The 24325-nt window shown below is 69.1% G+C and carries 11 protein-coding genes; 5 read left to right on the top strand and 6 right to left on the bottom strand.

The window, feature by feature from the left end:
* Positions 1-11 precede the first annotated feature (11 nt).
* Positions 12-938: a serine protein kinase RIO gene (locus tag SALPAC4_RS0100995; protein WP_019868781.1), complete on the top strand. Its 927-nt coding sequence runs from the start codon at positions 12-14 to the stop codon at positions 936-938.
* 51 nt (positions 939-989) lie between these two features.
* On the opposite strand, the gene SALPAC4_RS0100990 is transcribed toward SALPAC4_RS0100995, so the two are convergent.
* Both SALPAC4_RS0100990 and SALPAC4_RS0100985 read right to left on the bottom strand, forming a co-directional pair.
* Positions 990-1238, bottom strand: a complete 249-nt coding sequence (locus SALPAC4_RS0100990; RefSeq protein ID WP_033664338.1) for a DUF2630 family protein — start codon at positions 1236-1238, stop codon at positions 990-992.
* A 163-nt stretch (positions 1239-1401) separates the two neighbouring features.
* Entirely contained in the window at positions 1402-4251 is a 2850-nt protein-coding gene (locus tag SALPAC4_RS0100985) for an aconitate hydratase (RefSeq protein ID WP_019868780.1), read from the bottom strand.
* Between the two features lie 334 nt (positions 4252-4585).
* On the opposite strand from SALPAC4_RS0100985, the gene SALPAC4_RS27870 reads away from it, so the two are divergent.
* The 3 genes from SALPAC4_RS27870 (at position 4586) to pulA (ending at position 8339) form a co-directional block, all read left to right on the top strand.
* Complete coding sequence (locus SALPAC4_RS27870) at positions 4586-4744, top strand: DUF5993 family protein (protein WP_018727353.1); 159 nt, start codon at positions 4586-4588, stop codon at positions 4742-4744.
* 15 nt (positions 4745-4759) lie between these two features.
* On the top strand, positions 4760-5371 hold the full coding sequence (locus SALPAC4_RS0100975; protein ID WP_019868779.1) for a disulfide bond formation protein B: 612 nt from the start codon (positions 4760-4762) through the stop codon (positions 5369-5371).
* 124 nt (positions 5372-5495) lie between these two features.
* Positions 5496-8339 (top strand): pullulanase-type alpha-1,6-glucosidase, encoded by a 2844-nt coding sequence (gene pulA, locus SALPAC4_RS0100970; protein ID WP_019868778.1) that lies wholly within the window; start codon positions 5496-5498, stop codon positions 8337-8339.
* A 61-nt stretch (positions 8340-8400) separates the two neighbouring features.
* On the opposite strand, the gene SALPAC4_RS0100965 is transcribed toward pulA, so the two are convergent.
* From SALPAC4_RS0100965 to SALPAC4_RS0100955, 3 genes are all read right to left on the bottom strand, one after another.
* Positions 8401-11205, bottom strand: a complete 2805-nt coding sequence (locus SALPAC4_RS0100965) for a midas domain-containing protein (protein ID WP_020113437.1) — start codon at positions 11203-11205, stop codon at positions 8401-8403.
* A gap of 268 nt (positions 11206-11473) precedes the next feature.
* Positions 11474-13141: a right-handed parallel beta-helix repeat-containing protein gene (locus SALPAC4_RS0100960; protein ID WP_019868775.1), complete on the bottom strand. Its 1668-nt coding sequence runs from the start codon at positions 13139-13141 to the stop codon at positions 11474-11476.
* Positions 13142-13421: 280 nt separating this feature from the next.
* Complete coding sequence (locus SALPAC4_RS0100955) at positions 13422-14900, bottom strand: aminopeptidase P family protein (protein ID WP_019868774.1); 1479 nt, start codon at positions 14898-14900, stop codon at positions 13422-13424.
* A gap of 120 nt (positions 14901-15020) precedes the next feature.
* Between SALPAC4_RS0100955 and asnB the strand changes: the two genes are divergently transcribed.
* A complete protein-coding gene (asnB, locus tag SALPAC4_RS0100950) occupies positions 15021-16982 on the top strand; it encodes an asparagine synthase (glutamine-hydrolyzing) (protein ID WP_019868773.1) in 1962 nt (653 codons plus the stop codon).
* A 209-nt stretch (positions 16983-17191) separates the two neighbouring features.
* Here the strand turns inward: asnB and SALPAC4_RS0100945 are convergent, their stop codons facing one another.
* A complete protein-coding gene (locus tag SALPAC4_RS0100945; RefSeq protein WP_027644797.1) occupies positions 17192-24319 on the bottom strand; it encodes a type I polyketide synthase in 7128 nt (2375 codons plus the stop codon).
* Between the last annotated feature and the right edge of the window lie 6 nt (positions 24320-24325).

Below are 24325 nucleotides of genomic sequence, written 5' to 3'. Positions count from 1 at the left end.
ATCTCACCGCAGTGCGCGATCACGACTCTCCGGCGCCGGAGCGCCGGACCCGCGGCAGACGCCGCTTCGACGATGACGAACCACGCTTCACCAAGCGCGGGCGGAAAACCGGACCGCAGCCCGCTGACTCCGATCCACTGCCGGATGCCCAGACCTGGTCGTCCTGGGACGACGCCGTCCACGGCCCAGAGCCGTACCCGGCCTGGCTGGTAACGGAGCTGGCCGCCAAGGACACCGAACTGGGCGTGCTCAAGACTGGCAAGGAGGCGGACGTCCATCTCGTCCGCCGCGCCGTGCCCGACACCGATCGGTCCTGCCTGCTCGTGGCCAAACGATACCGAGATGCCGACCACCGGCTCTTTCACCGGGACGCGGGATATCTGGAGGGACGGCGCGTCCGACGCTCCCGGGAGATGCGGGCGATGACCCGGCGAACCGCGTTCGGGCGGCAGATGATCGCTGGACAGTGGGCGGCGGCGGAGTTCGCCGTGCTCGGCCGCCTGTGGGAGATCGGTGCCCGGTACGGCACGATCACCGTGCCCTACCCGGTTCAGCTCCGCGGCACCGAGTTGATGCTGGAGTTTCTCGGTGACCACGACGAGGGGCAGGCCGCCCCACGGCTGGCGCAGCTGCGGCCGGCGGAGGCCGACCTGCGTGACCTGTGGGGACAACTCGTTGAGGCGCTGGTGGTACTCGCTCGGGCTGGCCACACCCACGGTGACCTGTCGCCCTACAACCTCTTGGTGCACGAGGGGCGGCTGGTGCTCATCGATCTGCCTCAGGTCGTGGATCTGGTCGCCAACCCGCAGGGGCCGGAGTACCTGGCCCGAGACGTACGGGTAGTTGCCACCTGGTTCGTCGCCCGCGGCCTGCCGGCGGCGCAGGCTGAACCGCTCGCCCTCACCGAACACCTACTCCGCGAGGCGGGCCTGCGTTGAACACTCCGGCGGAACCTGGGCCGAGGCCAGCGGGACTGCTCGAGCCGGGCCCTACTGGAGGTAGCGCGCCACCTCCGGCGCCGGACGCACGCCCTGGGCGTCCGGGTCGCCGTGGGTGGAGCGGGCGGCGCGCCGCCGGCGCAGCAGGTCCCAGCACTGGTCCAGCGACGCCGACAGATCTCGGAGCCGGTCTCGGCTCTCGTCGTCGGTGCCCTCCTCGTTGGCCTGGGCCGCGCCGCGGAGCTGGTGTTCCTCGTCAACCAGCTCGGAGATGCGCTTCAGGATGGTCTTGTCGTCCATGACCACGAGCCTGGCACAGCATGGCGAGATCACACCCGGGATCGGGCTGCTGTCTCGGGGCAACGCCCGGTCAGCCGCTTCGGGTAGGTAACCCGGGCCCGACCGCCAGGTGGAAACGCGACGGGGCCCCCACACCGGTGTGGGGGCCCCGTCCGTTACCGCCTCAGCCGATCATCCGGCGCAGCACGTACTGCAGGATGCCGCCGTGCCGGAAGTAGTCCGCCTCTCCTGGGGTGTCGATGCGGACCACCGCGTCGAACTCGACTCCGGTGTCGGTGGTCACCTGGACGGTCCGCGGGGTGTTGCCCTCGTTGAGGGCGGTGACTCCGGTGATGGAGAAGGACTCGGTGCCGCACAGGCCCAGCGACTCGGCGGTCTCGCCGGCCGGGAACTGCAGCGGCAGGACGCCCATCCCGATCAGGTTGGAGCGGTGGATCCGCTCGTACGACTCGGCGATGACCGCCTTGACGCCCAGCAGCATCGTGCCCTTGGCAGCCCAGTCCCGGGACGAGCCCGACCCGTACTCCTTGCCGGCCAGGACGATCAGCGGGATCCCCGCCTCCTGGTAGGCCACCGCGGCGTCGTAGATGGTGCTCTGCTCGCCGGTCAGGTGGTTGACCGTGAAGCCGCCCTCGGGAAGCGCGGCCCCGGCAGCGGAGTCGGCGCCGGGCACCCGAAGCTGGTTACGCAGCCGGATGTTGGCGAAGGTGCCCCGAATCATCACCTCGTGGTTACCCCGGCGGGAGCCGTACGAGTTGAACTCGTGCCGCGGGACGCCGTGCTCGGCGAGGTACCGACCCGCGGGGGAGTCGGCCTTGATCGCACCAGCGGGCGAGATGTGGTCGGTGGTTACCGAGTCCCCAAGCTTGGCCAGGACCCGCGCCGCCCCGATGTCGCGGACCGGCGCCGGCTCGCGCCGCATGCCCTCGAAGTACGGGGGCTTGCGGACGTAGGTCGACTCGCCCTCCCAGGCGAAGGTGTCGCCGGTCGGCGTCGGCAGCGACTGCCACCGCTCGTCACCGGCGAAGACATCCGCGTACGCCGAGCTGAAGCCGCCGGCGCCGATCGCGGCGGCGATGACCTCCTGGATCTCGGCGCTGCTCGGCCAGATGTCGCGCAGGAAGACCGGGCTCCCCTGGGCGTCCTCGCCGATCGGCTCGTTGGCCAGGTCGATGTCCATGGTGCCGGCGAGCGCATACGCGACCACCAGCGGCGGGGACGCCAGGTAGTTCATCTTGACGTCCGGGTTGATCCGGCCCTCGAAGTTGCGGTTGCCGGAGAGCACCGACACGACCGAGAGGTCCTTCTCGTTGACCGCCGCGGAGATCTCCTCCGGCAGTGGGCCGGAGTTGCCGATGCAGGTGGTGCAGCCGTAACCGACCAGGTGGAAGCCGAGCTTCTCCAGGTATGGGGTGAGGCCGGCCCGCTCGTAGTAGTCCATGACGACCTTCGAGCCCGGGGCGAGGGTGGTCTTCACCCACGGCTTGCGGGCCAGGCCCCGCTCCACAGCGTTACGAGCCAGCAGCGCGGCGCCGATCATCACCTGCGGGTTGGAGGTGTTGGTGCAGGAGGTGATGGCAGCGATCACCACCGCGCCGTGGTCCAGCTCGAACTCGGTGCCGTCGGCGCCGGTGACCCGGATCGGGTTGGTGGCCCGGCCGCCGGAGCCCACTGCCGCGGTTACCAGATCGCGCGGGGCGTCAGCGGGGTCGGTGACCTCGTTGGCGGGGGCATCACTGGCCGGGAAGGACTCGGCGCTGGCCTCGTCGGCGGGGCCGCTGATGCCCTGCTGCGGCTCACCGCTGGCCGCGTCCACGGCGACGTAGTCGGTGAGTGCGGCCCGGAACAAGGTCTTGGCATTGCCCAGCGGCACCCGGTCCTGGGGCCGCTTCGGGCCGGCGAGTGACGGCTCGATGCTGCTCAGGTCCAGCTCCAGCCGCTCCGAGTAGTTCGGCTCCGCGGCCGGGTCGTGCCAGAGGCCCTGTTCCTTCGCGTACGCCTCGACGAGCGCGACCTGCTGCGGGTCGCGTCCGGTCAGCTCCAGGTAGCGCACGGTTTCGGCGTCGATCGGGAAGATCGCGACCGTGGAGCCGTACTCCGGGGACATGTTGCCGATGGTGGCCCGGTTGGCCAGTGGCACCGCGCTGACGCCCGGGCCGTAGAACTCGACGAACTTGCCGACCACACCGTGCTTGCGCAGCATCTCGGTGATGGTCAGGACCAGGTCGGTAGCGGTGGTGCCGGCCGGCATCTCCCCGGAGAGCTTGAATCCGACGACCCGCGGGATGAGCATGCTGACCGGCTGGCCGAGCATTGCCGCCTCGGCCTCGATGCCGCCGACGCCCCAGCCGAGCACGCCGAGGCCGTTGACCATCGTGGTGTGCGAGTCGGTACCGACCACCGTGTCCGGGTAGGCCTGGCCGTTGCGCTCCATCACCGTACGGGCGAGGTATTCGATGTTGACCTGGTGCACGATGCCGGTGCCCGGTGGGACGACCTTGAACTCGTTGAAGGCGGTCTGACCCCAGCGCAGGAACTGGTAGCGCTCCTTGTTGCGCTCGTACTCCAGCTCCACGTTGCGTTGGAAGGCGTCCTCGCGGCCGAACAGGTCGGCGATGACGGAGTGGTCGATGACCAACTCGGCCGGGGCGAGCGGGTTGACCCTGGTCGGGTCGCCGCCCAGGTCCCGCACGGCCTCACGCATGGTGGCCAGGTCGACCACGCAAGGTACGCCGGTGAAGTCCTGCATCAGCACCCGCGCCGGGGTGAACTGGATCTCCACGCTCGGGTCGGCGGCCGGCTCCCAGGCGCCGAGTTGCCGGATGTGGTCGGCGGTGATGTTCGCGCCGTCCTCAGTCCGGAGCAGGTTCTCCAGAAGGATTTTCAGGCTGTAGGGGAGTCGGTCGTGCCCCTCCACCTTGTTGATCTTGAAAATCTCGTAGCTCGCGTCGCCGACGCGTAGCTGGGTCTTCGCACCGAAGGTGTCGAGGCTCGCCACGTCGTACTCCTTCACACCAGTGGCCGTGAGCAGTCCTGAGCAGTCTGTCGCACCGGCGGGGGCGGTGCGGTGCTTAGGTGGCCCTTACCTGCATTAACTGCGAGTACAAACCGTACGTCCGTCTTGCTATTCGCGCAACCTCGACCCGGGCACGCGGCGGGCGCCGGGTTCGCCACTGGTGTCGGGTGGGTGTGGCGGTGGTGAGTGCTCGCGGGTGCGCCGCCGGGTTGTGGCCTCGCCCCCTTGTGGCGGCGTTGGGGGTAGCCGGTTCGGGTCGATGTCCGGTCGACGGTCGAGTTGGTTCTTGATTCCGGCTCGGAGCTCCCGATTTGGCCACTATTTTGAGCAAATGGCAACGATTCTCTTCGCGGTGCTCCTCGTCGCCGGCTGGCTCATCGTGCGGGGCAGTGGACGCGGGACCGTCCTCGCCGCGTGGACGGTTTCGCTCGTCGCCATCCTGCTGCTCTTCAACTATCACGTGGGCGCGAAGCTGCCGTTGAACTTCTGATTGAGTGAGGGTGTTATGACCGGCCGTCTGGGCTTCTGGCTCGCGCACCTCTTCGTCCTCGCCTACTGCGGGGTGCTGATCGGCGGGTTCGCGGTGCAGTTCGTGACCGGCGACCTCCCGTGCCCGCTCTGCATCCTGCAACGGATGGCGATGATGCTGGTGGCCTTCGGGCCGCTCTACATCATCGTGCGGACCCGCCGTGGCGATGTGCGGCTCGCCGACTACGCCATGGGCTACGGGATGAGTATCGTCGCCGCCGTCGTCGGTGCCGCCATCGCGGTCCGCCAGATCCTGCTGCACATCGTGCCGCCCGACCCCGGCTACGGGTCGCCCATTCTCGGGCTACACCTGTACACCTGGGCATTTATCACGTTCTGCGTGGTGCTGGTGTTCTGTGGGGTGAGTCTGATCTTCGCCCGCGCGCTGGTACCGCGGGGCGTGCGGTTCGGTTGGCCGTCAAAGGTGGTCTGCGGGCTGTTCCTGGTGATCGTGGCGGCGAACCTGGTGGTGGTGTTCCTCCAGGCGGGCTTCCACTGGTTCCTGCCGCCTGACCCAGACCGCTACGAGATCTTCCATTCGCTGGCGTTCTGGGACGGTGGGGCGATCTCAGGCGGCGCTGCGGAGTGAGGGCGGCGCCCGGGTTCACCTTGTGCAAGGTGTCTGCATAGTTTCGACTTAACTTGCAAGGGATTGCAGAAAGTTTCGACGGCGGCTAGCGTGCGGCTCATCAGCGACCAGAGGAAGGCCGTCGATGAAGCCCCCGCCGATCCCGCGCAAGGCGCTGCTCACTCTCGCCTCGCTGGCGACCCTCACCCTCGCCGGCACCAACACCTTCGTTCACCTCCAACCACCCGCCGACACCGAGGCGCCGGCCGTGGCCGGTGCCGAGCCGTGGGCCGCCGACCACCTCGCCACCACGCTGCTCGCCGCCGGTAGCCACCAACCCGAATCTGGGACCACCACCGGCCTCGACCTGACCACGCAGAAGGCGCACTGGATTGACCGCGGCACTGTCGCCTGGCCGACCGAAATCCCGGACGACACGACGTACGCCCTGGTGACAGCCGCGGCCGGCGGGGTGACCCTGGTTGACGGCGAACTCGCCGGGACGTACCGGTCGATCCCGCTGCAGGCCCGGCGGCATGGGCTCACCGCGGCACAACGCGAGCGGTTCCCGCACCTGGCGGCCTTTGCGGCCCTCGCCCTAAACCGAAAGCACCTGGACGGGGTGCCGGCGGCGCTGCGCGGACAACTCGTGGTGACCGAGCGGGACGGCGAAGGCGCCCTGCGCGCGGCCACCGGCGTCCAGCTCCCAGGTGTGCTCGACGACGTCTACGCCCCGGCGACCCAGGCGCGGCTCGGCCCGACCTTCACCGGTGCGGCGCCGACACTCGCGGTCTGGGCCCCCACCGCCCGCACGGTGGCACTGCAGTTGTTCGACACACCGACATCGCGACCGCGGCCAGTCCCCATGCAACGGGACAACCGCACCGGTGTGTGGTCGGTGCGGGGAACCCCGTCCTGGACTGGGAAGTACTACCGTTACCAGGTCGAGGCCTGGCAACCGGCCGAGCAGCAGATGGTCACCGCGGCGGTGACCGACCCGTACTCGCTGGCGCTCGCCCCCGACTCCACCCACAGCCAGATCGTCGATCTCGCCGACCCGCGGCTCGCGCCACCGGGGTGGACGCGGCTGCGTAAGCCAGCGGCGGTGCCCGCGACGCAGGCGCATATCTCCGAGCTGTCGGTGCGGGACTTCTCGATCGCGGACAGCACGGTGCCGGTCGAGCGACGCGGCACGTTCCGGGCCTTCACCGACCCGGCCACCGCCGGAATGCGACACCTGAGGGCGCTCGGCGACGCCGGGACGACCCACCTGCACCTGCTTCCGGCATTCGACTTCGCCACGATTCCCGAACGCCGCGCCGACCAGCAGCAACCCCCCTGCGACCTGGCGGCGCTCCCGCCAGACTCGGACGAACAGCAGCGATGCGTCGCCGCAGTCGCCGACACCGACGGCTACAACTGGGGGTACGACCCGCTGCACTACACCGTGCCGGAGGGCGGCTACGCGGTTGACCCGACCGGGGCGGCGCGGACCACCGAGTTCCGGCGGATGGTCGCCGGGGTGAACGGCGCGGGGCTGCGGGTGGTGCTCGACGTCGTCTACAACCACACCTCGGCGGCCGGCACCGACCCGAACTCGGTGCTGGACCAGGTCGTTCCCGGCTACTACCACCGGCTGCTGGCAGACGGCTCGGTCGCCACCTCAACCTGCTGCGCCAACACCGCCCCCGAGCACGCCATGATGGGCAAGCTCGTGATCGACTCGGTGGTCACCTGGGCGAAGGAGTACAAGGTAGACGGCTTCCGGTTCGACCTGATGGGTCACCACCCGAAGGCGAACATGCTGGCCGTCCGCGCCGCCCTCGACGAGCTGACCATCGCCCGCGACGGAGTGGACGGTCGGGCCATCCTGCTCTACGGCGAGGGCTGGAACTTCGGCGAGGTAGCGGATGACGCGCGGTTCGTTCAGGCAACCCAGGCCAACCTGGCCGGCACCGGCATCGGCACCTTCAACGACCGGCTTCGGGACGCGGTGCGCGGAGGCGGTCCCTTCGACGCCAACCCACGTCGACAGGGCTTCGCCTCCGGGCTGTACACCGACCCCAACCATGACCCGGTGAACGGGTCAGCGGCGCAGCAACGCGCCCAGCTGCTGCACCAGCACGACCTGATCAAGGTTGGGCTCACCGGCAACCTACGTGACTACCGATTCACCAACACCGTCGGTGAGCAGGTCACCGGGGCGCAGGTGGACTACAACGGATCGCCGGCCGGCTACACCGCCGCACCAGGGGAGGCGGTCACCTATGTGGATGCCCATGACAACGAGATCCTGTACGACGCGTTGGCGTACAAGCTGCCGGAGGACACCACGGTGGTAGACCGAGCCCGGATGCAGGTACTCGCGCTCGCCACCGCTCTGCTGGGGCAGGGCACCGGATTCGCCACCGCCGGCAGCGAGCGGCTGCGGTCGAAGTCGCTGGACCGTAACTCGTACAACTCTGGTGACTGGTTCAACCAGATCCGATGGGACTGCACCCAGGGCAACGGGTTTGGCATCGGACTCCCGTCCGAGCAGGACAACAAGGACAAGTGGCCCTACGCTCGCCCCCTGCTTGCCGATCCGGGCTTGGTGCCGGACTGCGCGACGATCGACCTGGCCGGGACCCGGCACACCGAGTTGCTTCGGATCCGCTCATCGTCCCCAGTATTTGGGTTACGGACGGCAGAGCAGGTGCAGCAACGGGTGGCGTTCCCGTTGTCAGGCCCCGCGGAGCAGCCGGGCGTACTGACGATGACGCTGGACAGCCGCGGGTTGGGTGGTCCGTGGAAGTCGGTGACGGTGGTCTTCAATGCCACCCCTCAGGCAGCTACCCAACAGCTCACCGACCTGCGCGGAGCGGACGTGGCCTTGCACCCGGTGCTGCGTACCTCCGCTGACGAAGTCCTGCGAACCCCCTCGTTCGCGTCCGACAGTGGCACGTTCACGGTTCCGGCCCGCAGCGTGGCGGTCTTCGTGCAGCGGTGACACACAATTGGTCCGGCCCCCTCCGCTGGCGCGGAGGGGGCCGGACTGACTAGCTGGTCGATCAGCCGAAGCAGTTCTCGATTGGCTCGGGGCTGCCCTGGCAGTTGGTCGGGTCATTACCCTTGATCGCGGACTTGTTGTCGACCGTGACCTTACCCAGTGCGCTGAACACGCCACCCGGCTTGAAGGTCGAGCGGTTCTTCGTCACCTTGGAAGCAGTCAGATCGACGCTACCCAGGACGTTGAAGATCCCGCCGCCGGAGAAGCCGGCGAGGTTTTCGGAAATTGAGCTGTTCCGGAAGGTGACCGCGCTGAGGAGGTTGAACACACCGCCCCCGAAGACGCCGGCCTTGTTGTCCGTGATGTTGCTCTTGTCGACGTTGGCAATCACGCCAAGTGCCAGCGCCATGCCTCCACCGTCACCGACGGTGCCGTTGTCAACGAGCTGCGCCTCCTGCAGGTAGAGGCTGCCTCGCTCGGCCGCGCCGATTCCTCCGCCGGCGAGCAGCGCCAGGTTCCGGGCAACAATCGTCTGCTTGACCGTCATGTCGCCGCCGAGGTCGAACAGGCCGCCGCCGAAGCCAAGTGTGTCGTTACCGGTGACCTCGGCCTTTTCGACCGAGACCATCCCGGCCTTGATGTCCTTGCGGTCCAGGAAGGCTGCCCCGTTGGCGATACCGCCGCCGCCGACTGTAGCGCCGTTTTGCATCACCCGGGACGAGGAGACCCGCAGGACACCGCCGTTGAAGATGCCGCCACCGTAGTGGAAGGCGTCATTCTTGATCAGCGTCGTGTGGTAGAGGCTGGTCTTGCCGAAGTTGGCGATCCCACCTCCGACGCCACCGGCGAGGTTGTGCTCCAGGTAGGACTTTTCGAAATCAGCGGTGCCGCCTGCCTGCACCAGGACGCCAGCGCCGTCCTTGGTGTTGTGGTGCGGGAAGTACTTGTGCTCCGCGCCTTCAGCTGCCATCTCGGCAGGGGCCGTCCACGCGGCGGCTGGGCCGCCGACGTTGGCGTCCACGCTGGTGGCGTCGTTCTGGTTCCAGCTTGCGGCGCCGTTGTCGGTGGCGTCGGTGCTGGTGGCGCTGTTCTGGTTCCAGCTTGCGGCGCCGTTGTCGGTGGCGTCGGTGCTGGTGGCGCTGTTCTGGTTCCAGCTTGCGGCGCCGTTGTCGGTGGCGTCGGTGCTGGTGGCGCTGTTCTGGTTCCAGCTTGCGGCGCCGTTGTCGGTGGCGTCGGTGCTGGTGGCGCTGTTCTGGTTCCAGCTTGCGGCGCCGTTGTCGGTGGCGTCGGTGCTGGTGGCGCTGTTCTGGTTCCAGCTTGCGGCGCCGTTGTCGGTGGCCTCGTCGGCGACAGCCTCGTCCGTGGCGACAGCCTTGTCGGTGGCGGTGGCCTCGTCGGCGACAGCCTCGTCCGTGGCGACAGCCTCGTCCGTGGCGGTGGCCTCGTCCGTGGCGGTGGCCTCGTCGGCGACAGCCTCGTCCGTGGCGACAGCCTCGTCCGTGGCGGTGGCCTCGTCGGCGACAGCCTCGTCCGTGGCGACAGCCTCGTCCGTGGCGGTGGCCTCGTCCGTGGCGGTGGCCTCGTCGGCGACAGCCTCGTCGGTGGCGGTGGCCTCGTCGGCGACAGCCTCGTCGGTGGCGGTGGCCTCGTCGGCGACAGCCTCGTCGGTGGCGGTGGCCTCGTCGGCGACAGCCTCGTCGGTGGCGGTGGCCTCGTCGGCGACAGCCTCGTCGGTGGCGGTGGCCTCGTCGGCGACAGCCTCGTCCGTGGCGACGGTGTCGTCGGTGGCGGTGGCCTCGTCGGCGACGGTGTCGTCGGCGGTGGTGGCCTCGTCGGTGGCGACGGTGTCGTCGGTGGCGGTGGCCTCGTCGGCGACGGTGTCGTCGGCGGTGGTGGCCTCGTCGGTGGCGACGGTGTCGTCGGTGGCGGTGGCCTCGTCGGCGACGGTGTCGTCGGCGGTGGTGGCCTCGTCGGTGACGACAGCCTCGTCCACGACGGCGGCGTCCACATTCGCGGCGTCGTCCGTCGTGGCGTCCCCGTTAGTGCTGGCGTCTCCGGTCGCCGCGTCGCCTGACCACTGTCCTGGCCCTGCCGTGTCGACTGAGGTCTCCGTGTTCGCCGTGGGGTTGTCCGTGGTGGCCGGGGTCGTCGTGTCGGCTCCCGCGGCCTGCGGCTCGCCCTGGAACAGCGGTAGGTACGGCTGGCCAGCCTTGGCAGCCTCTCCCGCCGCGACCGAGTTCGAGAAGCGTGACCACACCGCCTCGGGGCTGTTCGCGCCCCGTTCGTCCGCAAGGGTTTTGCCGCCCTTGATGGTCAGGCCCTGAGCCTTTAGGTGTCCGCCCCGGCCAACGTTGAGGATTCGGAAGAACTCGGCCTGGCTGTCCCGGGCGATCTTGGTGTTCTGCCCGATGAGGGTGATCGGTTCCTTGATGATCGGCAGGCCGTTGCCGTAGCCATCGGACCGGGTCAGCGTGTAGGTGCAGTCCTTCGCCAGCTTGAGCACGCCGCCCTGGTTGCTGTTGGCGTGAATGATCGCCTGGATCAGCTTGTCGGTCTGGCAGGGCACCTCCTTTCCGTGCTTCTTCCCGGGGCTCTCCTTGCTTTGCTTACCGTCCCAGTTTCCCCTGTGGTTGGCTTCCCAGTCGCCCTCGCGGCCCGCGCCTCGGTCGTCGGCTGCTTGCTCGTCGTTCGTGGTGATCTGAGCGGTGTTCCAGGCCAGGTCCCGGGCGCCGGCTCCGGCCCCGGTGAAACCAACCGCGGCGATGCTGACCACGCCGGCGACGCCGCTGGCGAGCCAGAGTTTGCGTCGTCGTTTCGACGCAGCCTCCGGGCCGGTGGCGTTGTTTGGATCTTGGTAGTTGGACATTGGAGCTCTCTACCCTCTCCTCATACCAGACAGGGGCGCCTCGCTCGAGAACGAGTGTCCCTACTACAAATCGGTTGTAGCTCCCAGAAACACCGTATGGGAATCATTCTCACCTCGAGGTCTTTTGCGAAAGAAGCCCACATTAGGCCCGCACCGGGATGGATTGGGACGTCGAGTACAACTCTTCGTCTTCAGGCATATTTGGGGCTCCTCCGGCCGTACCCGGCCGGAGGAGCCCGATCTATGTGGTGGTGCACTCAGGGGTGACTCATCCGAAGCAGCGCTTCGGAACGACTGGGCTGCCCGTGCAGTTCGTCGGCCGGTTCTTCTTGACCGCGGACTTCTCGTCGATCTTGACCCCGTCGTTCGTCGTGAAGATGCCGCCCGGCGGTGTGGTGGCGAAGTTTTCGGACACCGTGCTCTGGATCAGGGAGACCTGTCCGTAGGCGTTGACGATGCCACCGCCCACCGCGAAGGGGCCGACCGCCCGGTTGCGGACGACTTCGCTCTTCCGCAGGGTCACGGAGGCCTTCATGTTGAACAGGCCAGCGCCGCCCGTGCCCTCGGCCACGTTCTCCTTGAGTACGCTCTCCTCCAGGACCGCGTCGGAGTTGTTGGCTACTGCGAGACCACCCGCAACGTTCGTGGCGACATTCCGCTCGATCTTCACCTGCTCCAGGTACAACCTGGACTTGTCGATACCGAGCATGCCGCCGGCATCCTGCCCTGCGGTGTTGTCCGTGACCTCGCTACGGGTAACACTCGTGTTGCCGGAGCGGTCGAGGATGCCGCCGGCCAGGCCCGAGGTCTGGTTGTGGCTGATCGTGCTACTCCATACCCAGACGGTGCCTCCCTTGGCGCCGGGTTTGAACGAGCCGTTGGCGAATCCGCCGCCACCCTGGCGAGCGTTGTTCTGTTCGATCTTGGACCGCTCGATCCTTAGGATGCCGGTGCTGAAGACGCCGCCGCCGAACTCGGTGGCGCTGTTGTGTTCGACTGCGGAGTCCCGGATGGTGGTCGTGCCGTAGTTGGCAACGCCACCGCCGTTTCGGCCGTGGTTCAGCACGATCGAGCTCTTCTCGATGTCGGCCTTGCCGCCACGTTGGACCAGGATTCCCGCGCCGTCGCCGTCGCCGTAGGGGGCGACCGCCGTGCCGGTGATTGTTGGTTCAGCTATCGCCTGCTCAGTTGCCTGGGTAGCTTCGTGCGTCATCGAGAGGTCGAGCGATGGCAGCGCCTCGGGCGTTGAGTAAGCCCAGCGGGGCGTGGTCTGTCCGCCCTTGACGGTAATGCCCTTGAGGGTCAGGTGGCCATCGTGCCCGACATTGAAGATCCGGAAGTGCGCGGCGTTGGCCGCCCGAGCGATCGTGGTGTCGTACCCGTTGAGAACGATCGGTTCCTTGATCACTGGAAGGCCGTTACCGTGCTCGCCTCGGGTCAACTCGTAGGTGCAGCCCTTGGCGAGCGACAGCACGCCACCGCGGTTCTGGTTGGCGTGGACGATTGCTTGGATCAGCTTGTCGCTGTTGCATGGGACAGCTTTCGCGCGGTCTGCAGTCTTCCGGTCGCTCTCTCGGCCGCTGCTGTCGCCGCCCCACTGGCCTTGGCCTTCGCTGTCGCCGCCGCCCCACTGGCCTTGGCCTTCGCTGTCGCCGCCGCCCCACTGGCCCTGGCTGTCGCCGACCGCGCCGCCCTCGGCGGGAATGGTCTCAGCGGGGTTGGCATCGCTGACCTTCTGTTGGATGTTGGCCTGCGTCTCCGCCCGGCCGGCGTTTTCGGCCGTCTCGTTGTCTCGGGCGGCGACCCCACCGAGGGTGGCCAACCCGACGACGCCGGTCAGGCCAACGACACCGGCCGCGACCCACAGTGTCCGCCGTCCCCGGTTCGGAGGGTCGGCGTTGTTCCCGCCGTCAGGAGTTGTTACGTCAATGGACATCAGAGCATTCCGCCCTTTCGACTACCAGACGGTCCGCACCGAACGAAGGTGGCGCGAACTGCTACAAAACGGTTGCAGCCTCCGATGACCACCGTATGAGAAGATGTTTCATGGAGGGGATGTATCCGAAAAATCCCCACATTCGGCTCATCTCAGGGCGGCTAGCGCAGCTGGCGCGGGTCAGCTCGAAAGGGGTTACCTAGACGAAAGGCCCCGCCGCTGGCCGGTGACCCGAACGGGTCGGCGGCACAGCGGCGGGGCCGAAGCTTGGTCGTCGAGGTCAGCTCGGCAGGCGCGGGCCCGCTTCCCGTTGTTCGGCCAGCCAGGTCTCCACGTCGCCGGCGGTGCGGGGGAGCCCGGCGGAGAGGTTCCGGGTGCCGGTCGCCGTAACCAGGACATCATCCTCGATCCGGACGCCGATTCCGCGCAGCTCCTCCGGTACCAACTCGTCCTCGGGCTGGAAGTACAGGCCCGGCTCCACGGTGAGCACGTAGCCCTCGCCCAGGGTGCCGTCGCGGTAGACCGTACTGCGCGAGTTCGCGCAGTCGTGTACGTCGATGCCGAGCATGTGTCCGAAGCCGTGCAGGGTCCACCGCCGGTACACCGACGACCTCTCGTCCATCGCCTCGTCAACGCTGACCGGTAGCAGGCCCAGCTCCGTCAGGCCCTCAGCGAGAACCCGCATGCAGGTCAGGTGTACGTCCTTGAACGCCACGCCCGGCCGGATGAACTCGATGCCGGCCTGCTGCGCGGCGTACACGATGTCGTAGATCTGGCGCTGTAGCGCGGTGAACCGGCCGCTCACCGGGAGCACTCGGGTCACGTCGGCGGTGTAGAGGTGGTTGTTCTCCACACCCATGTCCATCAGCAGTAGTTCACCCGGGCGGGTCGTGCCGCGATTGTGCACCCAGTGCAGGATCGTGGCGTGCTCGCTGGCACCGACGATCGAGCCGTAGCCGACGTCGTTTCCGTCGTGCCGGGCCCGCAGCGCGAAGATGCCCTCGAGTAGCCGCTCGGAGACCCCCCGGTCGGCCGGGAGCGCTCGCGCCACATCTTCGAAGCCGCGGACCGTGGCGTCCACCGCGTCCTGGAGCTGGGCGATCTCCCACCGGTCCTTGACCAGCCGTAGCTCCGAGATCGCGATGGCCAGCTCCCGATCGCGAGCCGGCTGTCCCCGTTCCCGCCGGCCGTCGTAGGGGCGCACGGCCGCATCCACCCGGGCGTCGAAGCCGCGCAGCACCCGGGTTCGGGCCGGGGCGAGGTCGGCCAGGGCGGCGTCCAGGTCAGCGAGGTCGGCGGTGGGCATGCCCAACTCGTTCGACTTCTCCGCGAGGGTGCCCCGTCGACCGAGCCACAGCTCGCCGTGCCGACTCCGGAAGAATTCGTCGGTCTGCCGGGACGCGTGCGGCCGTAGGTAGAGGAGGGGCTCATGTCCGGAACCGGTCGGACGGAGCAGGAGTACGCTGTCCGGCTCGTAATCGCCGGTCAGGTACGCGAAGTCGCTGCCCGGACGGAATCGGTGTGCGGTGTCGTTGGCGCGTACCTGCTCGCCGCCGGTGGGAATCACCAGGGTCTCGCCGGGGAAAGCCGCGGAGAGGTCCGCCCGGCGCTTGGCGTGGTTCGGTGCCGCCGGGTGCGGGACGGCCGGCAGCGGACTGTCCCGCCAGCCCTGCCGCATGAACGTCAGGAGCGCCGCCGGGAAGTTCGGGTCATGCGACTCGGTGCCTCCCGGGTCGCGGTGGATGCGTTCCTCGGTCATCTCCGCCCCCTTCGCGTTGTCGCTGGTCTCGACGGTATCCGACGGGGCCGGGCCGGCGGCTGAAGCTGGTTGCGCGGACGGCCGCTACGGCCGCCACCGGGGCGTGAAAAGATGACAACTATGTGCGGACTCCTGGCCTTTTTCAGCGCGCGCGGAGACGCCGCGGCTCACCGCGACCACATCGCCAACGCGTTGGAATGCCTGCACCATCGTGGCCCGGACGAGGCCGGGGTTGAGGTTGTCGGCGACGCGTCGGGCCAGTACGCGGATGGCGTGTTCGCCCACAAGCGGTTGGCGATCATCGATGTAGCCTCCAGCCACGAGCCGCTGCCCTACGCGAACGGGCGCTACCTGCTGACCTTCAACGGCGAGATCTACAACTACATCGAGTTGCGGGAGGAGCTGGCCCGCACCTACGGGGCGCAGTTCGCGACCTCAGGTGATGGGGAGGTGATCGTCGCCGGCTACCACTACTGGGGTGAGCAGGTGCTCACCCGGCTACGGGGGATGTTCGCCTTCGTCATCTGGGACCGGCAGGAGCGACGCGCGTTCGGCGCGCGCGACTACTTCGGGATCAAGCCGCTGCACTACCTGGAGACGGCCGACGGGCTCTACCTAGCTTCGGAGAAGAAGGCCCTGCTGCCGTTCGCGCCGGCCAACTACCAGGGTGACGCCGGTATCGACACGGCCAGCCTCAGCCACTACCTGACGTTGCAGTACGTGCCGGAGCCCGGAACCCTGCACCAGGGGATCCGCCGAATCGGCTCGGGGGAGTACCTGACCTGGACGCCCGGCGGGCGGATCGATGTGCGTCGGTGGTACCGCCCGATGTTCCGGCCCGCTCCCGTGCCGGACGAGCAGAAGCTCTACCACGAGATCCGGGAAACGTTGCGGGACAGCGTCCGGATTCACATGCGTTCGGATGTCCCGGTCGGTTCGTTCCTCTCCAGTGGAATTGACTCCACCGCGGTGGTGGCCCTGGCCCGGGAGTTCAACCCGAACATTCTGACCTTCACGGTCGGCTACGACGTGCCCGGCTACTCGGAGATCGACGTGGCCCAGGAGTCGGCTCGCCACCTTGATGTCACCACCATTCCCACCAAGATCGGGCCGCAGGACATGATCTCGGCGTTGCCGAAGATCGTCTGGCACCTGGACGACCCGGTCGCCGACCCGGCCTTGGTGCCGCTCTACTTCGTGGCGCGTAAGGCCGCCGAACACGTCACCGTGGTGCTTTCCGGTGAGGGCGCCGACGAGTTCTTCGGCGGCTACACCATCTACCGGGAACCGCTCTCGCTGAGCTCGGTCAACGGGTTGCCCGACGGCGTGCAGAAGGGGCTGCGGGCGGTGTCGAAGGCGATCCCGCAGGGGGTCAAGGGCAAGAGCTTCCTGGAACGCGGCACCACCCCGATCGAGGAACGCTACTACGGCAACGCCCGAATGTTCACCGAGGAGGAGAAGCAGCACCTGCTACGCCGCTACGACCCCTCGGTGCGCTACACCGACATCACCGCCCCGATCTATGCCGAGTGCACCGAACTCGACGATGTCACCAAGATGCAGTACGTGGACCTCTACACCTGGCTGCGTGGCGACATCCTGGTCAAGGCGGACCGGATCTCGATGGCGCACTCGCTGGAGGTGCGGGTGCCGTTCCTCGACCGGGCGGTCTTCGACGTGGCGTCGCGGATCCCGGTCGAGCTCCGGCTGCCCCCACGCTCCGACGCCACCAAGTATGCGATGCGCCAGGCGCTGCAGGGCGTGGTCCCGCCGGCCATCGTCAACCGCCGGAAGCTCGGCTTCCCGACTCCGACGCGGGTGTGGCTGCGGGGCGAGATGTACGAGTGGGCCCGGCACATGCTGGCCACCTCCGGCGCCGGTGACCTGATCGATCTGCCGTACGCGCTGCGGCTGCTCGATGAGCACAAGCGGGAGGAGGCCGACAACTCCCGCAAGGTCTGGACGGTGCTGATCTTCTGTATCTGGCACGCGATCTTCGTCGCCAAGACGCTCGACCCCGGCATCCAGCGCAACCAGTCGGCCCTGCTGACGAAGCCGGTCGTGGGCAGCATGGTCCGCTGACGAAGCCGGTCGTGGACAGCATGGTCCGCTGAGCGGTGGCGGAGCGTCGGGTCGACCCGGGGGTGTACCGGGTCGACCCAGGGGATGCTGGGCCGGCGCGTCCGGCTGGTCGGGGCGGCTGCACGAGCCCCGCCCCGACGCCGCCCCGACGTTTCGCTGGGCTGATCTGCTCCGCTCCATTTCGCGAAGGGTGCTCCGCTGCGCGCAGCTCAGTAGGACAGCCCGGGGCAGTACACCCCGCCCTCTGGTGGCGTGTAGCTGCCCAGCGAGATCAGCGTCTCCAGGCGGAGCAGCGAGACCCCTCGGGTGCGGGCGGCCCAGCTGAGCAGGTCTGGTGCCAGGCGGCCCGGGATGCGCAGCCGGGGGGCCGGGCCATTGGGATCCTGGCGGCGCGTCAGCTCGCCCGCGCCGGCGTACAGCGCTCGCGCCGCCGCCTCCGATGTCGCTGCCAAGTGGCCCAGGTCGGCCAGGCCGGTGGTGTAGCCGGAGAGCTCACCGGTGGTTTTGTCCAGCACCACGTACGGCATTGACCACTCGAATGCCCGTTTGGCCGCCATGTGGATCTCACTGTCCCGGGAGTGGCCGTTGATTTTGCGGTACAGGGTCTGGCAGCCGGCGACGTCCGCCTCGGTCATGGGACGCACCTCGAAGCCCGCCATGTTGCCGGGGGTCGGCGGGGCGTACCCCACCATGAGGGAGAGCTGTTCCTGTGGCACAAAGCCGAGCGATGAGTACAGCCGGTAGGCCCAGGTGTTGTTGGCGACCTGGACAGCCCGTACGGAGGAACAGCCGCGCCGCTTGCTGGCGGTGACTATTGACTCCATCAGCAGCCGGCCTACCCCACCTCCCTGGGTGTCGGGGGCGACGCTCACCGGTCCGAAGGCGGCCACCTCCTCACCCAGCACCAGGAAGTTGGAGCCCACCACCGAGCCCGTCGCATCGACCGCTACCTCACTCACGCAGCTCGGTGCGGCGAGTCGCCCCTGGAGCATCTCCAGCACCGCCTGCTCCGAGGACCACTCGGGTGGTAGCCCCAGCGAGGCGTTGGTGTCCTCGAATGCCTGGTAGCAGATCTGGGCCAACCGCGGCAGGTCGGCGGTGGTTGCCGGGCGGATGTGGAGGCGACCGCTGGGGGAGGCCGCCGGGTGCGCGCCGGGCGGCGGGAAGTAGCCCACCCGGACGAAGAAGTCGACGTACTTGTCGAACAGGTCCTGGGTCATGGGCGGGCAGTCGATGCCGGTGCCGGCCAGCAGGGCGCGGGTCTCGGCGGTGTCGACCGTCAGGTAGTGATTACGTCCGCTGTAGATGGTGGACTCGAAGCTGTCAACCATCGCCACCATGGTGTTCTCGGGGTTAGACCGCACCCGCCTGACCCAGGGGTCCCAGCCCAACTCGTCGAGGCGATAGCCGCGCGCCCGTAGCGCGTCCATCATCTCGACGAACGGCAGATGCGTGCTGTTGGCGAGGTGGTGGTTGCGGTTGACGGCGGCCGGGTTCCGGGACAACCCCAGGATCGCCGAGCTGACGTAGTCGACGGGCACGAGGTGGAAGATCCCGGCCGGGTCGGCCGGGACCGCCTCCGCCTGCAGGATGCCCTTCATGCTCAGCCACACGAAGTCGTGCCGCTGGCAGCGGCCCAGCTCCGAGTCACCGGAGATCTCATCGACCCGATAGATCGACACCGGCAGCCCGCGCTCCCGGGCGATCTCGATGATCTGCTCCGCGACCAGTTTGGTCTGTCGGTACCCGGAGGAGAGGGCCGCGGCGGGCCCCGGCGGGTCGGTCGACTTCAGGGCCACCCCCGGTACGACCTCGGCGGAGAAGACCCCCGTGGACGACACGTGGTGGACCGGAACGCTGCGGTGCCGGGCGGCCAGCCGCAGTATCTCCTCGGTGCCGGTCACGTTCGCTGCCTTCAGCGAGGCGTAGGGGTAGAGACCGTTGACGGTGGCAGCCGCGTGGTAGACCGCGTCAACCCGGCGGGACAGCTCGTCGTACTGCTGCTTCGGCAGGCCGAACCCAGGGGTGGCCAGGTCGCCGACCACCACGGACAACCGGCTCGGATCGATCTCGTCCCAGAGCTGGTACCACTGGAGGTTGTCCCGCAGCCGGTCCAGCGCCGGCTTCCCGTCGGTGGACCGAACGAGGCAGTGCACGACGGCGTTCGTGCTCCGCATCAGGTCGCGAAGCAGGAAGGCGCCGAGGAAGCCGGTCGCTCCGGTGAGGAGGACCTCTCGGGGCTCGGTGGCGGCGGTGATGACCTGGTCCGCGCAGACGATGTCCGCGGCCAGGGTTACCTCGGCGGCGAAGTCCACCCGCTCCGCATCGTCGTCGGCCGCGTGGAGCACCCGGCTCAGCAGGTGGTCGGCGAGGACCGCAACGGTGGGGTATTCGAAGACCAGCGAGGCGGGGAGGCTGACCCCGCTGAGGTCGCGGATCTGGTTTCGCAGCTCCACCGCGGTGAGGGAGTCGAAGCCCAGATCCAGCAGGGACTCGTCCGGATCGAGCTCGTCCGGGTCGGTGTGACCGAGCACGGCGGCGACCAGAGTCTGGACGGTCTGGACCAGGTGCAGGAACTGCTCCTCCTCGCCCAGGTCGCCGAGGCGAGCGGCGAGCATGGTGCCCGCCACCTGCGCGCCGTTGGTCGTCGCCGTGGCACCAGCCGACGGCCCGGTGTCGGTTGACCGCCGGGTGCCGGCGGGGAGGCGGGGCGAGTCGGCCCCACCGACCAACTCGCGGGGGGCCGGACCCGGGCGGGTGGGCGGCGGTACGGCGGCCGGGGGGAGCCAGTAGCGCCGTCGTTGGAACGGGTAGGTGGGTAGGTCGACCTCGGGTTCGCCGGTCGGTGGGAAGAAGCCCTCCCACTCCACCGGGACACCGAGGGCGTGTAGGACAGCCAGGGCAGCGACCTCGGCACCGGAGCGGCTACGACGGCACAACGGGACCGCGTGGTGCTCGTCCGCACCGAGGGTCTCCCGCACCAGCGCGGTCAGTACCCCGTCCGGACCGAGTTCGACGAAGGTGTCGGTCCCCTGCGTACGAATCGCGTGTACCGCGGGTGCGAAGCGAACCGGCTGGCGGAGTTGCCCGACCCAGTACTCCGGTGTGAGCAGTTCCGGACCTGCGGCCACACCGGTCACGGTGGAGACGATCGGAATTGTCGGTCGCTGGTAGGTCAGGGACTCCGCGACGGCGCGGAAGTCGTCCAGGACAGGATCCATGCGAGCGGAGTGGAAGGCATGGCTCACCCGGAGGCGGGTGGCCCGGACCCCGTGCTCGGCCAGCCGGGTGGCGAGCGCGGTCACGGCCTCCTCGTCGCCCGAGACGACGACCGACCGGGGTGCGTTGACCGCGGCGATTCCGATCCGCGCCTCCTCCCCGGCGAGCAGGGGCAGTAGCTCCTTCTCGGTGGCTTTGACCGCGAGCATCGCCCCGCCCGGGGGCAGCGCCTGCATCAGGGCACCCCGGGCGCTGACCAGGCGAGCCGCGTCCGGCAGCGAGAGCACCCCGGCCACGTGTGCCGCGGTGAGCTCGCCAATGGAGTGCCCAGCGAGCACACTGGGGTGCACCCCCCAGGAACGCAGCAGGGCGAACTGGGCGACCCCCAGCGCGAAGAGGGCCGGCTGGGCGAGACCGGTTTGGTGGATCGACTCGTCGTCCGTCGCGCCGGTGGGCGTCAGCAGGGCCGGCCGTACCTCCGGTGCCAGATAACGGCAGACCTCGTCCAGCTTGTCGGCGAAGACATCGAAGCTGTCATAGAGGTGGCGGCCCATGCCCTGGTACTGCGCGCCCTGGCCGGTGAAGAGCGCAGCGACGGCTCGACCGGGTATCGCGCGTGCCGTCGTCAGCCCGGCCGCCGGGGCGTCCGAGGCGAGGGCCTCCAGGCCGGCCAGGAGCTGCTTGGTCTCCGTACCCACCAGCGTCGCCCGATGGTCCAGGCCCGCGCGCGAGCGAGCCAGCGCGCGGCCCACGGCCACCGGGTTGAGCTCTGGCGCGGAGCGGGCCATCGAGGCGAGCCGGGCAGCCTGCGTCCGCAGCGCCGCCGGCGACTTGGCGGAGAGCAGCCAGGGAACGACGGCGGGGCGCCGGGACTCGGCATCGCTTGCCGACCCCGGCGGCTCGACCGGGCTCTCCTCCACGACCACGTGCGCGTTGGTGCCGCTGATCCCGAAGGCGGAGACCCCGGCCCGCCGGGGTCGCCCGGCCACCTGCCAGGGCTGGGGCTCGGTCGCCAGGCGTACCTGGCCGGAGGTCCAGTCGACGTGCGGCGACGGTTGGTCGACGTTGAGTGTGGCGGGGAGAGTCCGATGGCGCATCGCCTGCACGATCTTGATGAGACCGGCGGCGCCGGCGGCCGCCTGGGTGTGGGTGATGTTGGACTTGACCGATCCGAGCCACACCGGCCGCTCGGGTGCACGCCCCTGCCCGTAGGTGGCGAGAATCGCCTCGGCTTCGATCGGGTCACCGAGCGCGGTTCCGGTGCCGTGCGCCTCGACCAGGTCGATGTCGGCGGGACCGAGCCGGGCGGCGGCGAGAGCCTGCCGGATCAACCGCTGCTGGGCCTGGCCGTTGGGGGCGGTGAGCCCGTTCGACGTGCCGTCCTGGTTGACCGCGCTGCCCCGGATGACGGCGAGCACCCTCCGTCCCGCCCGACGCGCGTCCGAGAGGCGCTCCAGCAGCACGACCCCCGCACCTTCACCGAAGGCGGTGCCGTCTGCTCCCGCGGCAAACGCCTTGACCCGGCCATCCGCGGCGAGGCCACGCTGCCGGCTGAACGTGATCAGATCATCGGGTGTGGCCATCACCGTGACCCCACCGGCGAGGGCGAGGCGGGACTCCCCGGAGCGCAGCGACTGACAGGCCAGGTGGAGCGCGACCAACGAGGCCGAGCAGGCGGTGTCCACCGTGATGGCCGGACCCTCCAACCCGAGGGTGTAGGCGACGCGTCCGGACAGCACACTGCCGGAGGTGGCGAAGCCCAGGTAGCCCTCGTACTCCGAGGCCGGAGCGGCGAGGGAGCTGTACGTCTGCCCCTTCGTGCCGATGAAGAGACCGGTCGGCGAACCGGCCACCCGGGTGGGATCGATTCCGGCGCGCTCGAACGCCTCCCAGGCGATCTCCAGGAGGATCCGCTGCTGTGGGTCCATCGCGGTCGCCTCCCGCGGGCTGATCCCGAAGAAGGCGGCGTCGAAGCCGGCGGGGTCGGCGAGAAACCCGCCCCGGGTCACATAGCTGGTGCCGAGGTGGTCCGGGTCCGGGTCGATGAGGGTGTCCAGCGGCCAGTTCCGGTCCTCCGGGAGCCCCGTGGTGGCGTCCCGTCCTTCGGCGATCAGCCTCCAGAGCTGGTCCGGATCCTCGACTCCGCCCGGGAAACGGCAGGCCATCGCGACGATGGCGATCGGCTCGTCGGCGTTGGCCCAGCTGGCCCGCTCCGGAGTGGCGGTTTCGGCCGGCGCGCTCGTTCCGCTCACCTCGGCGACCAGCCGGGCCGCAAGGGCGGTGGGCGTCGGATGGTCGAAGACGATGGTCGCTGGCAGCCGCAGCCCGACTCGCGCACAGATCCGCTGACCAACCCCGACGACGGCGAGGGAGCCGAGCCCGAGGTCAACGAAGGGCTGGTCAGGTCGGATCTGCTCGGGGGTGTCCAGCCCCACGGTACGGGCCACCTCGGCGCGCACCAGCTCCAGGACGTTCCGGGTTCGCTCGCTCGCCGGCATCTCCCGCAACCGTGCTGCCCACTCCGTACCGTCGATTGGTCCGGCCTCGTCGGGCTCGCCGTCCGGCGTGGCTACGCCCAGCAGTTGGGGGCTCGCCTCCGCCAGCAGGCGTCGGGTGATCTTGCCGGTGCTGGTCCGGGGGACGCGCTCGATGGTGTAGAGCTTCTCGGGAACCTTGAAGAAGGAGAGCAGCCGCCGGCAGTGCGCGAAGACCGCCGCCGCGTCCACGCCCTCCGGGCCCGGTACCAGATAGGCCACCGGCACCTCACCGAGCACGTCGTGTGGCTCGGCGCCCACCGCTACGTCGGCTACCCCGGCGGCGGCCCGCAGCACCTCCTCGACCTCAACTGGGTGAATGTTCTCGCCCCCACGGATGATCAGTTCCTTGCGTCGTCCGGTCAGGGTCAGGTGCCCCAGGGCGTCCCGCCGTCCAAGGTCACCGGTGCGGTACCAGCCGTCGCGCAGGACCGCGGCGGTGGCTTCGGGCTGCCGGTGGTAGCCGAGCATGAGGTTCGGTCCGGCGACCCAGACCTCACCTTCCTCCCCGTTCGGCACGTCCTGCTCGGTGTCGGGGTTGACCAGGCGGAGGTCCACGCCGGGCAGCGGCGGTCCCACGGAGCCGGGAACCCGCTCCCCGAAGGGCCGGTTCGAGGTGATGGCGCCGGTCTCGGAGGATCCGTACTGGTCCACCAGGGGAACCCCGAACGCCTCCTCGAAGCGGCTGCCCAGCGCGGCGCCGCTCGCCGATCCCGCCACGAAACCGAGTCGTAGCGCGGAAAGGCCGGCGGTGGCCTCGGTGCCCTGGTCCAACAGGTAGTGGTAGGTGGTCGGCACCCCGGCCAGGAAGGTGATGGCCTCCTCGTGCAGGAGGTCACGCACCTCGGACGGCGCGAAGCCGCTCATCAGCCGCGCACTCGCGCCAACCGCCGTCACCCCCAGCACGCACAGGTTCTGCCCGAGCCCGTGGAACAGCGGCATCGGCCACAACAGCCGATCCTGCTCCGACAGCCCCAGTACCGGCGCATGGCCCGCTGCCACCAGCCACAACGAACTGCGCAGCGAGTACAGCACCCCCTTTGGCCGGCCGGTGGTCCCCGACGTGTAGAGCATCCACGCCGGGGCATCCAGCGGGGCCTCCTCGGGGGCCGGCCCGCTCGGCTCGGTGCCCATCAGTTCGGCATAGCCCACCGGCTCCGCTCCGGCGTGCTCCGCTGCTCCGACCTCGCCGGTGCAAATGATCCGTTGGCCCGGCTGGTGTCGCCGGCCCACCTGGCCGAAGCGGGCTGGGTCGCACACGATGACCGTCGGTTCGGCGTCGTCAAGGAGGTGGTCGAGCTCCGCCGCGGCGGACTGTGGGTTGAGCGGCACCGCGATGCCGCCGGCCCGGATAACCGCGAGGCAGCTCTCGACCGCCTCGACGCTGTTACCCATCAGGATCACGGCTCGCCCACCGGTCTCCAACCCCAGGGCGGCCAGGTGCCCGGCCAGTCGAGCGGTCCGCTGATCGAGGTCGGCGTAGCTGACGCCACGCGTACCGTCGGCGAATGCGATCTTGTCTCCGCGCTGAACGGCGTGTCCGCCGAGTAGCTCGGACAGCGGCCGGATCAACTCGCTACGCATGTCTTC

Origin of the sequence: Salinispora oceanensis (genome assembly GCF_000383575.1) — a bacterium.
Classification (GTDB): domain Bacteria; phylum Actinomycetota; class Actinomycetes; order Mycobacteriales; family Micromonosporaceae; genus Micromonospora; species Micromonospora oceanensis.
This window is presented reverse-complemented; position numbering and strand designations above follow the sequence as displayed.